At 71.1% G+C, this 12,023-nt stretch carries 12 protein-coding genes and 1 pseudogene; 7 read left to right on the forward strand and 6 right to left on the reverse strand.

Annotated elements, in window-relative coordinates; genetic code table 11:
• Nucleotides 1–65 precede the first annotated feature (65 nt).
• Both AB0C26_RS28815 and AB0C26_RS28820 read left to right on the forward strand, forming a co-directional pair.
• Nucleotides 66–785, forward strand: coding sequence for a protein phosphatase 2C domain-containing protein (locus AB0C26_RS28815; protein ID WP_360253814.1), 720 nt, complete (start codon nt 66–68; stop codon nt 783–785).
• Between the two features lie 178 nt (nt 786–963).
• Nucleotides 964–1,149: a PspC domain-containing protein gene (locus AB0C26_RS28820; protein WP_360254032.1), complete on the forward strand. Its 186-nt coding sequence runs from the start codon at nt 964–966 to the stop codon at nt 1,147–1,149.
• 216 nt (nt 1,150–1,365) lie between these two features.
• On the opposite strand, the pseudogene AB0C26_RS28825 reads toward AB0C26_RS28820, so the two are convergent.
• The 4 genes and pseudogenes from AB0C26_RS28825 to AB0C26_RS28840 all read right to left on the reverse strand — a co-directional run.
• Nucleotides 1,366–1,917 (reverse strand): annotated as a pseudogene (locus AB0C26_RS28825) (cytochrome c biogenesis protein CcdA); the annotation flags it as partial.
• Between the two features lies 1 nt (nt 1,918).
• Nucleotides 1,919–2,437, reverse strand: coding sequence for a redoxin family protein (locus tag AB0C26_RS28830; protein WP_360253816.1), 519 nt, complete (start codon nt 2,435–2,437; stop codon nt 1,919–1,921).
• Nucleotides 2,434–3,903, reverse strand: coding sequence for an NADH-ubiquinone oxidoreductase-F iron-sulfur binding region domain-containing protein (locus AB0C26_RS28835; RefSeq protein WP_360253818.1), 1,470 nt, complete (start codon nt 3,901–3,903; stop codon nt 2,434–2,436). The genes AB0C26_RS28830 and AB0C26_RS28835 overlap by 4 nt, the downstream gene beginning before the upstream one ends.
• Nucleotides 3,900–5,558: a translation initiation factor III gene (locus tag AB0C26_RS28840; RefSeq protein ID WP_360253820.1), complete on the reverse strand. Its 1,659-nt coding sequence runs from the start codon at nt 5,556–5,558 to the stop codon at nt 3,900–3,902. The genes AB0C26_RS28835 and AB0C26_RS28840 overlap by 4 nt, the downstream gene beginning before the upstream one ends.
• A gap of 470 nt (nt 5,559–6,028) precedes the next feature.
• On the opposite strand from AB0C26_RS28840, the gene AB0C26_RS28845 reads away from it, so the two are divergent.
• Together AB0C26_RS28845 and AB0C26_RS28850 are read left to right on the forward strand one after the other, a co-directional pair.
• Entirely contained in the window at nt 6,029–6,826 is a 798-nt protein-coding gene (locus AB0C26_RS28845) for a hypothetical protein (protein ID WP_360253822.1), read from the forward strand.
• Nucleotides 6,827–6,912: 86 nt separating this feature from the next.
• Nucleotides 6,913–7,422, forward strand: coding sequence for a hypothetical protein (locus tag AB0C26_RS28850; protein WP_360253824.1), 510 nt, complete (start codon nt 6,913–6,915; stop codon nt 7,420–7,422).
• Nucleotides 7,423–7,484: 62 nt separating this feature from the next.
• Here AB0C26_RS28850 and AB0C26_RS28855 read toward each other — a convergent pair whose 3' ends face one another.
• Entirely contained in the window at nt 7,485–7,682 is a 198-nt protein-coding gene (locus tag AB0C26_RS28855; protein ID WP_360253826.1) for a hypothetical protein, read from the reverse strand.
• 62 nt (nt 7,683–7,744) lie between these two features.
• Between AB0C26_RS28855 and AB0C26_RS28860 the strand changes: the two genes are divergently transcribed.
• The gene (locus AB0C26_RS28860) at nt 7,745–8,347 is read left to right on the forward strand and encodes a hypothetical protein (protein WP_360253828.1); all 603 of its coding nucleotides are present in this window, start codon (nt 7,745–7,747) and stop codon (nt 8,345–8,347) included.
• Between the two features lie 193 nt (nt 8,348–8,540).
• Here the strand turns inward: AB0C26_RS28860 and AB0C26_RS28865 are convergent, their stop codons facing one another.
• A complete protein-coding gene (locus AB0C26_RS28865; protein ID WP_360253830.1) occupies nt 8,541–9,146 on the reverse strand; it encodes a hypothetical protein in 606 nt (201 codons plus the stop codon).
• A gap of 185 nt (nt 9,147–9,331) precedes the next feature.
• Here AB0C26_RS28865 and AB0C26_RS28870 point away from each other — a divergent pair, with 185 nt between their 5' ends.
• Complete coding sequence (locus AB0C26_RS28870) at nt 9,332–11,101, forward strand: glycoside hydrolase family 6 protein (RefSeq protein ID WP_360253832.1); 1,770 nt, start codon at nt 9,332–9,334, stop codon at nt 11,099–11,101.
• Nucleotides 11,102–11,202: 101 nt separating this feature from the next.
• Nucleotides 11,203–11,955, forward strand: a complete 753-nt coding sequence (locus tag AB0C26_RS28875; protein WP_360253834.1) for a protein phosphatase 2C domain-containing protein — start codon at nt 11,203–11,205, stop codon at nt 11,953–11,955.
• Nucleotides 11,956–12,023 lie beyond the last annotated feature (68 nt).

The following is a 12,023-nucleotide window of genomic DNA, read 5'->3' on the forward strand; positions in this document are numbered from 1 at the left end:
TCGTCATCCAGGCTTGGTGGGAGGTACTAGAGACATCCGTTTCGGCCTTTGGCAGTCTTATCGGCATGACGCTTGTTGTCCGGGCGGTCGCTGCCACCGATCAGGGCCTGGTGCGGTCCAACAACGAGGACGCTGTCTTCGTGGGTAACCGCCTGCTCGTGGTGGCCGACGGCATGGGTGGGCTCCCCGCCGGTGAGCTGGCCAGCGATATCCTCGTGCAGGCTCTGGCCGTGGTCGACGACGTGCCGGACACCGGTGAGCCGCTACAGGACCTGCTGGCCGCGCTCCAGACGGCGAACGGCCGGATCGAGGCCGCGGTCGCCGACGACGACGCCCGCGACGGGATGGGCACGACGGTCACGGCGATCATGCTCGCCGGCGACCGGGTGGCCGCGCTGAACGTCGGCGACTCCCGCTGCTACCTGGTCCGCGACGGCGAGATGCAGCAGATCACCCGCGACGACACGTACGTGCAGGCGCTGGTCGACCAGGGCGTGCTCAGCGCCGAGGACGCCCGCCGCCACCCACAGCGGGCGCTGGTGACCCAGGCGGTGCAGGGCGGGCCGTTCCGCCCCACCGGCCGGATGATCCCGGTGCAGGAGGGTGACCGCTTCCTGCTGTGCAGCGACGGCCTCAGCGACTACGTCGAGGACGCGGTGATCCGGCAGACCCTGCTCGACAACGCCGACCGCAAGACGGCGGCGGCCGAGCTGGTCCACCGCACGCTGGAGAACGGCGCCCCCGACAACGTCACCGTGATCGTCGCCGACGTCACCGAAGGCTAGGCAGCTCTCTCAGGGTGCTGGATCAGGGTCTCCCCAGGGGACTTCCGGATGTCCGGCGGGCGCGAAAAGGCCGACGATGGATACATCGACGACCTCTTCGAGGGAATGTGAGAGTTCAATGAACGCCGTGCACGACAGCCTGTCCCGTCAGGGCCTCACCCGTCCGCGGGAGGGCCGGATGATCGCCGGCGTGTGCGCCGGTCTCGCCCGCCGCTTCGGCATCGACCCCTGGCTCGCCCGCCTGCTCTTCGTGGTGGTCCTGCTGGCCATCCCGGGCAGCCAGATCCTCGTCTACCCGATCCTGTGGATCGTGATGCCGTCGGAGAAGCCCGCCTACGCGACGCCGTATCCGCCGGCCGCCTGACAACAGCACGACGGCGACCACGAACGGGACCGCGCCGGCGCCGGCCACGAGATCACTCAGCCACCGCTGCACCTCGCCGGCGGCGTTGATCACCGGGTCGGTCCCGGCGAGCCGGAGATCGCCGGTCAGCCGGAGCTCGTACCAGCCGTAGTAGGCCACGTAGAGACCACAGACGATCAGGATCGCGCCGCCGAGCCGGGGCACCACGCCCAGCAGGCGGCGCGTCCGCGTGATCAGCCCGGTGCGCGCCAGCGCCACGGCCACGGCGGTGGCCGAGACGATCAGGCCCATTCCCAGGCCGTACGCCAGGAAGAGCAGCACACCCTCAGCAAGTGATCCCGCGCGCAGGCTCGAGACGACCAGCGACAGGAACGGGCCGACCGCGCAGCCGAGCGACGCCACGGCGTACGCCATCCCGAACAGCAGCGTCGAGCCCACCGAGCCCGACACCAGCGGCGCCCGAACCCTCGGCGCGGGCAGCGAGCGGCCGCCGAGCAGCCACCCGCCGAGAACCGCCAGGGCCAGGCCCAGCACCACGGTCAGCCAGGGCAGGTGCGGCCGCAGCACCCCGGCGATCGGGGCCAGCACCAGGCCGAACGCGCCGAACACGAGGACGTAGCCCGCGGTCAGCGCCGCGCTGCAGATCAGGGCCCGGCGGACCGGCCGTTCGGCGCCGGCGGCGATCAACACCGAGAGGTACGCCGGCAGCAGCGCGAAGCCGCAGGGGTTGACCGCGCCGAGCATGCCCGCGGTCAGCGCCAGCAGCATCTCAGACCGCCAGGGACTTGACCTCGGCGGTCAGCTGCAGATCGTCCAGGTAGCCCGTCTTGCGGACCTTGCCCTTGTCGTCCAGGACGACGTACAGGCTCTGCTCAGCGATCTTGAATTTCTTCCAGATGACGCCGGCCTGGTCGTCGAGGTGCGGGACCGTGCGCAGCTCGAAGTCGTCGACGAACTGGTGCATGGCCTTGTTGTCGCCCATGCCGGCCACGCCCAGGAAGTTGATCTTGCCGCGGTACTGCTCCTCGAGGTCGCGGACGCTCTGTGCCTCGCTCGCGCAGGTGGCGCACCAGGGCGCCCAGAACCACAGGATCGTCGGCCGACCGGCCAGCAGGCTCCCGTCGTACGGCTTGCCGTCGATGGTCTTGCCGGTGAAGGCCAGCGTGGCCGGGACCGCCCTGGCCTCGGCGCCGGGCGGATCCCAGGCCGCCGTTGTCTTCTCGGGCGCGCCGCACCCGGCGGCGAGCAGGGCCGAGGCCGCCGCCAGCAGGACGGCGCGCCGCCTCACTTCGTCGCCTCGGTCAGCCGCAGGGCCAGCGCCGGGCAGACGTTCACCGCTTTACGGGCGCCCGTCTCCAGCCACGGCGGCAGCGGCGTCTGCGGGAACGCCGGGAAGCCGTTCGAGTCGAGCCGGATGATCTCGGGGGCGACCGCCGAGCACAGGCCGTGACCGTCGCACCGGGACCAGTCCACGGCCAGCTTCCGGGCGCCCTGCTCCGCCGTGTACGGCAGGGGCAGGATGCCGCGGACCTGCTTGCCGCAGCCCTCGCCGTTGGTGTGCGCCTCGACGTCCTTGGCGAAGACCTCCAGCGCCGACAGCGCGAAGCGGGCCGTGCCGTCCGGGTGGCTGCACGCGCCGCGGCCCTTGACCACACCGGCCGCCTGGCGGACGTTCTCGACCGCGTTGCCGCCGAGCGAGACCAGCGTGACCGCGCGGGCCAGGTCGGGCAGGCCGAGCCGGCACGGGCCGCACTGCCCGGCCGACTCGCCGGCCAGATATTGCACGACCTGCGAGACCTCACCCAGCGGGCAGGTCTTGGAGCCGATCGGGATGAGCATGCCGGCGCCGAGCGTGCCGCCGACCCCGGCGAAGCCCTTGCGTGAGATCGTCACCGTCTTCGCGGCCTCGGCCGTGATCCATTTGCCGTGGTAGCCGCCGACCAGCAGGCCGGGGCCGATGTCGGCGCCGCACATGTTGAGCACGTCCATCAGCGGGGTGCCGGTGGGCGCCTCCACCACGGCCGGGGCCGACGACGCGCCGCCGACGGTCAGCATGACCGTGCCCGGCTCCTCGGGGATGCCGACCGCGTTGTACTCCCACGGGCCGAGCCGGGCCGCGATCGCCAGCTGCGAGTACGTCTCGGCGTTGGAGAGCAGGGTGGGCAGGCCCATCACGCCGTTGTCGCTCGAGCGGACCTTGCGGCCGGGCGGGATGTGCGCCTCGCCGTTGATGCCGCGGACCAGCGCGCCGCCCTCACCGGAGATGAAGCGGTGCGGCACCGTGACGATCCGGGTCGGGCAGGGCATGCGCCGCTCGGCCAGGGCCGCGGTCAGCGACTCCTGCCCGATGCCGTCGTCGGCGATGCCGATGACGATCTCCTCGGCGTCCAGCGCGGCGGCGGCCAGGGCGGCGCCGTCGAGGATCAGGTGCGGGCCGCGGGTCAGGATCGCCTTGTCCTTCCAGGACGGCGGCTCACCCTCGGTCGCGTTGACCACGATCACCGGCGGCAGCTCCTGCCGCCGGCAGGAGTCGAGCACCGCGCGGACCTTGCGGGCGAACGGGAAACCCGCCCCGCCGCGCCCGCGCAGCTCGATCCGGTCGGCCAGCCCGATCAGCTCGCCCGAGGACAGCGCGGCGAAGCCACCGTGCACCTCCTGGTGGGCGAGCAGGTCGAGCCGACCGTACTCGTCGAAGCCCGCGGTGATCCGCGGCGTGCCGATCGCGGTGACCGGCGGAACCTGCGACGCGCTCAATTCGCTTCCCCTCGCAGCTGCGACCAGTACGCGTCGTCAGCCACCTCGTCGTCCGCCCGGCCGCGGCCGTCGCGGCGAGCTCCCCGGCCCGCCTGGACGCGTACGGGTTCCTGCAGGTCACGGTCTTCCCTCCGGGAGCGGCGGGACGCCATGTCGACCAGGGTCGGCGTCTCGTCGTCGCCACCGAACTCGACGAAGCCACTGCGGCTGTGCCGGCCGGAGTCGGCCCGGTCGACGTCGGCGCCACGGTCACGCCGCCGGCCGCGGGGAGCGTCGTCGATCTCGCGGTCGTAGGCGGCCCGGCGGGCGGGCGGCTCGTCGTCGGCGTACCGGCCACGCTGCCGGGGCACGTCGCCGTAGTCCCGGTCGTCCGTCAGCGGCATGTCGCCGCGGCGCCGCGACGGGCGCGGGGCGGGCATGTCGTCCTCGTCGGCGTAGCGGCGCTGGCGGGGCGCCGTCGGCTCGTCGTAGTAACCGCGGTCGTCCCGCTCGACCCGCCGCATCCGGGTGCTGGTGTCCTCGAGATCGTCACGGCGCATCCGGGTGCCCGTGGCCTCGAGATCATCACGGCGCATCCGGGCGCCGGTGTCCTCGAGATCGTCACGGCGCATCCGGGCGCCGGTGTCCTCGAGATCGTCACGGCGCATCCGGGCGCCGGTGTCCTCGTAGTCGGCGCGGCGCATGCGGGTGCCGGTGTCGTCCAGGCGCATCCGGGTGCCGGTGTCCTCGGGCGCGTAGCGGCGGCCGCGCGGCTCGTCGTACTCGATCTCGTCCTCGACCCGGCGCCGTCCCCGCGGCATCTCGTCCTCGAAGTCCGGGCGGACCATCATGCCGGTCGGCTCGTCGAAGCGGGCGGCCGGAACCAGGAGATCGTCCACCGGCGGCGCGGGCGGCGGGGTGACCGGGCGGAACGTGTCGACCACGGCGACCGGGCCCAGCGTCTGCGGCTCGGGCTCGGGAGCCCGCTCGCGGCGGCTCGGCCGCTTCATCGCCGGCGAGCTGGTCGGCACCAGCGTGCCGACCGGCTTCAGGCCACCGGCGCCGGCCTGCGAGGCGAAGTCCTTGTTGCGGTTCAGGCTCACCGACAGCCGTACGGCCAGGCCGATGAGCACCCCGAGGATGCAGACGATGTAGCTGACGATGACCCAGGTCGCCGCGGGCCGGCCGGCCGAGAGGCCGTGCACCAGGGCGATCGGCCACATCAGGTACGAGATGGCGTGGATGGAGCGCCACATCCAGGGCTTGCCCCGGCCGACGAAGCGCGACCGGGCGATGCCGGTCCACATCACCAGCACCATGAGCCAGCCGGAGATGGTGCCGAGGCCGATGTACAGCTTGTTGCCGGCCGCGAGGAACGGGATGAAGGCGTCGATGATGCCGATGTGCTCCTCGACGACCTTGGTCCAGACGTGGACGAAGAGCGCGCCCACGGCGATCACGCCGGTGGTGCGGTGGGCCGACTGCAGCAGCACCCGTTGCCGGATCGAGAGCACCAGCCGGTCGGTGGCGACCAGGCCGATCATGATCGTGATGGACAGCGAGACCAGCGCCACCACGCCCATGTAGAACTCGGCGTAGATGAAGAAGTAGTAGTAGCCGACGCGTCCCGGCGCGGTCATCATCGCGACCGCCCAGATCGCCGCGAGCACGCTCACGGTGAGTACGACAACCGCGCCCCGGGAGGCGGGTTTCGTTCCGGTAGCTCCGACATCGACGGCCACACGATTGGCGGATCGCTCTTTGTTCTTCGTCTTGGCCATTGACTCCTCGTTCTCCGCAGCGGTCACGTCCCGTGGGCGGTGGGACGCCGGCACCCGTGGGGAGTGCCCCGTGCTCTTGGTCTCGGGCAGCGGCCGGTGTCGCTCCGGTCCCTGCCCATCCCCCATCTACGTGCCGGGCGCGGGTTCGGATGAACACTGGGCGGCGATTTTGTCGGCTACTTGGCAGTCACATTCGGCAAAGCGGCCCTGAGCTGCGCAGACACGCCCAAGCAACAAAGACCTAAGGAAAACTTAAGGTTCCCGTACGGAGTGACCCGAGCCACCCGGTGAACCTTTCGGCGCCCGCCTGCGAACCCTTCAGCGCGCGAGGCGTGTCGACGCCCGCGCGGAAGGAGATGATCGGCATGCGACACCTGGCGGCATCCGGCGCTGTCGCGCTGGTCGCGATCGGCTTTTTCGCGACGCCGGCGCGCGCCGACGTGGACGGCTTCTCGGTGAAGCTCGACCAGGCGCCTGCGACGTTCACCATCGGCAAGGCCGCGCGCACCCTCACCGCGGTCGTCTCGACCGAGCGCGAGAGCCGGCGCTGCATCAAGGTGCGCTGGGCGCTCACCGTCGAGACCAAGGGCGTCAGCCTCGACCAGATCCGGGTCGGGCGGGTCGAGAACAATCAGGACTTCGGCGTACGGGCGACGATCGAGAACGACGCGGCGCAGATCGTCGACGAGCGGCTCGACCCGGGTCAGCTCTGCCGCGACCGGACGGTGACCGGGCAGTGGACCGTCGCCTTCACCGGCCCGGACGACGGCGAGGTCACCTTCACGGCCCGCGCCCTCGACGCGACCGGCCGCGTACTGAGCACCATCGGCTCCCAGGCCCAGGTGGTCACGCCGGTGGCCGCTTCCACGTCGCCGTCACCGTCGGCGTCACCCTCCGCGTCGCCTTCGGCCGCCCCTTCCGCTCCCCCCTCGCCGGAGGAAGAAGAGGCGGCGGTGGTCACTGAAGATCCCGAGCCGTCATCGGCCGCCCTGGTGCCGGCGTCGAGCAGCACCAGCGTGCTCGGCATCGGGCTGATCATCGGCGCGCTGATGGTCTTCCTCGGCGTCGGCATGCTGCTGCGGCTGCGCGCCCGCAACCGCCGCACCGCGGCCCTGGCGACCGAGTTGCCGACCGGCTTCTACACAGCGCCACGCCGGCGGTAATAACGCTTCGTGTCGCTGATCCGGCTGACCGCGGTCACCCGATGGGCTTACGTTCGGATCGATTCCTGATGCAAAGGAGCATCGCCATGACCGATCGCTTCGATCCCAACATCCCACCCACCGGGCCGACCGACCCCGCCATCGAGGGAGAGTTCCTCGGCATCGTCGGCATCACCGAGAGGCCCACGCTCGGCAAGTCCAACCTCGTCGTCAACCGCGCGAAGCCGTTCGACATCGAGGTCCGCTGGCGCGTCTTCGGCAACCTGGTGCCGCTCTGGCTGACCGCGTTGTCGGTACGCACGCAGGACTGGGTCGTCACGGCGTTCGCCGAGTCCCAGGGCCCGGGCGACGAGGTGTCCCTCGGCGAGGTGCGGGTGCCGGTGCGCGGCCCGTTCTTCAGCCAGGACGAGAGGTACGCGGCCAAGCTGACCGTGCCGGCCTTCACGCTGCCCGAGGGCGACCCCGGCAACACGATCCAGGCCGGCGTCTACAAGATCGTCGTCACGACGTTCCTCGACTCCGATCTGGGCCCCGTCGGCTACGACATGATGGGCTACGCCGAGGGTCCGATCATCAAGGTGGAGGACCCCGAGTAGAAGCCGGGCCGGCCGGTTTCTTCCCGGACAACGGCGTCCCCGAGGAAACCGGCCGGTCTTTTCTACGTGATGTCGACGCCCTCGATGCTGATACCGCCGAGCGAGCCGACGTGCCGTGCGGAGAAGTCGCCGCGGTCGATGACCGTCAGGCGGGGCCGGGACTTGCCGACCACCACGCGGCGGCCGCACAGGTCGTCGGAGCAGACGAAGAGCACCTCGTTGGCGTTCTCCGCTTCGCAGATCATCTCGTGAAGTGCCATGTGCGTTCTTACCCCGGCCGGACCACCCTCAACCATCCACTCACCCTGGCAGGCAGGCAATCGTGGACGAAACCCCGCGTATGACCCCGGCGGCGCGCGCCGCCCTGGTCGCGCTCTCCCAGGGCAGCTGTGACTTCCCCGGCTGCCGCACCCCCGTGATGGTCTTCCTCGGCACCGAGCCCGAGGTCAACGTCGAGCCGGTACGCATCCGGGGCGCCGACCCGGACGGTCCGCGCTACACCGCCGGGCCGCCGGACGACTCCTTCGCCAACCTGTTGCTCCTGTGCGTCCCGCACCGCAAGACGATCGACCACGACGAGAAGGCGCACCCGGTCGAGCTGCTCCAGTCGTGGAAGCAGCCCGGCCCGCTGTCGTCACTGCGCGGCTTGACCGAGCAGCGCCTGGACGCGCTGCTGACCACTGCCTTCAGCGCGGCCCGGGACCAGATCGACGAGGCGCTGACCGCTTTCGAGAAGACCGACCCGGCAGCCGCGCAGCTCCTGCGCGAGCTGACCGACACCTTGCACGACCAGCGCGGCCGATACGGCGCCGACCCACGCCTGACCACGGCCCTGACCACCATCAACGACCGGCTCGACACCCTGCTGGCCGGCGACCCGCCTCCACGCCCACCGCAGCGCATGAACATCGGCTGGCGCCCCTAGGAACCGCCTTCTCCGCAGGCGCCGCCTTCTCGGCTGGCGCTGGCCTCTCCGCCGGCGCTGGCCTCTCCGCCGGCGCTGGCCTCTCCGCCGGCGCTGGCCTCTCCGCCGGCGCTGCGCCTCTCCGCCGGCGGCTGGCGCTGCCCTCTCCGCCGGCGGCTGGCGCTCCACGACCTCCGTCCGGCGGCCGGCGCTTCTAGAACTGCTGGACCACGGTCTGGCGGCGGGCTTCCTGGACATCGGCCATCAGCTCGTCCCAGACCGGGTCGGCGCGCAGCGGAGCCACGCCGGCCGGCCCACCCACGCGGGCGTGCGAGTACTCCCACCACGCCGCGACCCGTACCGGCCAGAGACCCACCTCGACCGCCCCCGCGATGAAGCAGCGGTGGGCCAGCAGCGTCGCGGCCAGCGTCTCGGGGTCGAGGTCGAGCGTCCGGTCGTCGACGGCTTTGCCGAGGGCCCGCACGTCGCGGTGCATCTCCGAGTACGCGATCAGCCCCGGCATCGCGGGCAGGCGCCGGTGGGCGCCCGGCTCGACCAGGTCGTCGGCGTAGGCCGGGTTGAACACCATGTCGTCCACGGTCACGATCAGCGGCAGCGACTTGCGCCCCCGGCGCACGTCGAGCTGAACCGCCGGAGCCCGGGTGGGCACGAACACCGACTGCGCGTCGAGGACCTCGTCGGGATCGAGCTGGGCCGTGTCCCCGATGGCCGGAATGTGCACGGTGAGCAGACCGCGACGCACTGCTACTTCGGCGTTCGGGACCTCGCCCAGCGCCTCGACGATCTCGAAAACCTGCACGCACCCGTTATACGCCATGGGGGCCACGACCAGCCGCACCGGCCGCTGTTAACACATCATTTCCGATCTATAACTTGGACATTGCGGTGGGAGCGCTCCCATGCCATGCTGTCGGAACAGCCGGGAGCGATGCCCCTCGATGCCTGACCCGGCTCATCCCCGCCACCGTCTCGAGGAGCCACCACATGAGACCTGTCCTTATCCGCGGCCTGACCGCGGCCGCCGCGGCAACGCTCGTCTCCGGTCTCGGCGTCGCCGTCGCGTCCAGCGCGAGCGCGGCCGCCGGTTGCCGGGTCGACTACACCGCCAACAGTTGGAGCACGGGCTTCACCGGCGCGGTGACCGTGACCAACCTCGGCGACCCGATCTCCGGCGGCTGGCGCGTCACCTGGGCTTTCCCGGGCAACCAGCAGATCACCCAGGGCTGGAGCGCGACCATCTCGCAGTCCGGGCAGAACGTCACGGCGGCCAATCCTTCCTGGTCGACCACGATCGGCACCAACGCGAGCGTCAACTTCGGCTTCAACGCCAACTACTCGGGTACGAACGCCAACCCGGCCAGCTTCTCGCTCAACGGCACGGTCTGCACGGGCGTGACCGGCCCGACGTCCCCGCCGCCCACGACCACCCCGCCGACCACCCCGCCCCCGACCACGCCGCCCCCGACGACTCCGCCGCCGACCACCCCGCCGCCGGACGGCACCAAGGTCGACAACCCGTACGCCGGGGTCAAGGGCTACGTGAACCCGGAGTGGCGGGCCAAGGCCGAGGCCGAGCCCGGCGGCACCCGCGTCTCGAACAACCCGACAGCGGTCTGGCTCGACCGGATCGCCGCGATCGAGGGCACCGACGACAGCAGCTCCAACGGCTCGATGGGCGTTCGTGACCACCTCGACGCCGCTCTCGCCCAGGGCGCCGGCTACATCCAGTTCGTCATCTACAACCTCCCCGGTCGCGACTGCGCCGCTCTCGCCTCCAACGGCGAGCTCGCCCCGAACGAGCTGCCGCGCTACAAGGCCGAGTACATCGACCCGATCGCCGCGATCGAGGCCGACGCCAAGTACAAGAACCTCCGCATCATCAACATCGTCGAGATCGACTCCCTGCCGAACCTGGTCACCAACACCTCCGGTCAGGCCGGCGGCACGGCGACCTGCGACACCATGAAGGCCAACGGCGGCTACGTGCAGGGCGTCGGTTACGCCCTGAACAAGCTCGGCGCGCTGAGCAACACCTACAACTACGTCGACGCCGCCCACCACGGCTGGATCGGCTGGGACTCCAACTTCGGCCCCACCGCCGACATCATGCTCGAGGCCGCCCGCGCCTCCGGCAGCGTCAACAACGTCACCGGCTTCATCACCAACACGGCCAACTACTCGGCCCTGCGTGAGCCGTTCGTGCAGCCCACCACCACGGTCAACGGCCAGAACGTCCGCCAGTCCAAGTGGATCGACTGGAACCAGTACACCGACGAGCTGACCTTCGCCCAGGCCTTCCGCACCAAGCTGGTCTCGATCGGCTTCAACTCCAACATCGGCATGCTGATCGACACCTCCCGCAACGGCTGGGGCGGCTCGCAGCGTCCCACGGCGGCCAGCACCTCGACCGACGTAAACACCTTCGTCAACCAGTCGCGCATCGACCGCCGGATCCACCTCGGCAACTGGTGCAACCAGTCCGGCGCCGGCCTGGGCGAGCGCCCGACCGCGGCCCCGGCCACCGGTATCGACGCCTACGTCTGGGTCAAGCCGCCGGGCGAGTCGGACGGCTCCAGCACCCTCATCCCGAACGACGAGGGCAAGGGCTTCGACCGGATGTGCGACCCGACCTACACGGGTAACGCCCGCAACGGCAACAACCCGAGCGGCGCCCTGCCCAACGCCCCCATCTCCGGCGCGTGGTTCTCCGCGCAGTTCCGCGAGCTGATGGCGAACGCCTACCCGGCGCTGTGAGTGACGGGTAACTGAGACCGCCGGGCCCCGCTCTAACCCACGAGGAGCGGGGCCCGGTGTTTTCCGCACGCTTGGGCGGCGGAGTCCGATAAGAAAGAACGGTGGAAATCACCAAGGTCGCCTGGACCGTCACCGGCCGCCGCCTCACCGCGGCGGCCGGCTCCGTTGTCGGCAACCGATACACCGAGAACTACGACGTCCTGCACCTGGACCCCGGCGACCCGCTGGCGGTCGTCGCGGACGGCATGGGCGACGGCCCCGGCAGCACGGTAGCCGGCAACACCGCCGTCGAGGTCTTCGTTCGCTCGCTGCGCGAGCCGGCCCTCTCCCCCGAGCCGACCGCCCTGCGGGACGCGGTCTCCCAGGCCTCCGAGGCCGTACGGCGGGCCGGCAGCAACCTGCCACAGTTGACCGGCACCACGTTGACCGCCTTCGCGGCGGTGGACGCCGACGGCTGGATCGTGCAGCTCGGCGACTCCCGCGCCTACCGCCTGCGCGACGGCCTGCTCGACCTGCTCACCACCGACCACACGATCGCCTGGGTCGGGGTGCTGCACGGCTGGTTCGCGGCCGACTCGGAGGAGGCCGCGGCCGCCCGATACCGGCTGACCCGCTACGCCGGTCACCCCGACGCCCCCGAGCCCGACCTGCTCAACGTGACCCTGCGCCCCGGCGACGTCTACCTGCTCTGCACCGACGGCGTCTCCGACCAGCTCACCTACGAGCGCCTGACCCGCGTCCTGGCCACCGACGACCCGGCCGCCGCCGTGGCCACCATCCTCGACGACACCCTTACCGCGGGCGGCGCCGACAACGCCACAGCCGCCGTGATCCGCGTGGAACGGACGGTCTAGGTTCCGCATCGTCTTCTCCTTCGGCCGGTGTTCGTTTTCCTCGCCGCGTCTTCGGCTCGCCGAGCTTC

Source organism: Actinoplanes sp. NPDC048796 (assembly GCF_040650035.1).
Taxonomy (GTDB): domain Bacteria; phylum Actinomycetota; class Actinomycetes; order Mycobacteriales; family Micromonosporaceae; genus Actinoplanes.

Excerpts from the sequence above, each read along its gene's own strand:
- AB0C26_RS28855 (WP_360253826.1), bottom strand. The coding sequence starts at position 7,682 with ATGGCACTTCACGAGATGATCTGCGAAGCGGAGAACGCCAACGAGGTG.
- AB0C26_RS28820 (WP_360254032.1), top strand. The coding sequence starts at position 964 with ATGATCGCCGGCGTGTGCGCCGGTCTCGCCCGCCGCTTCGGCATCGAC.
- AB0C26_RS28815 (WP_360253814.1), top strand. The coding sequence starts at position 66 with ATGACGCTTGTTGTCCGGGCGGTCGCTGCCACCGATCAGGGCCTGGTG.
- AB0C26_RS28870 (WP_360253832.1), top strand. The coding sequence starts at position 9,332 with ATGAGACCTGTCCTTATCCGCGGCCTGACCGCGGCCGCCGCGGCAACG.
- AB0C26_RS28850 (WP_360253824.1), top strand. The coding sequence starts at position 6,913 with ATGACCGATCGCTTCGATCCCAACATCCCACCCACCGGGCCGACCGAC.
- AB0C26_RS28845 (WP_360253822.1), top strand. The coding sequence starts at position 6,029 with ATGCGACACCTGGCGGCATCCGGCGCTGTCGCGCTGGTCGCGATCGGC.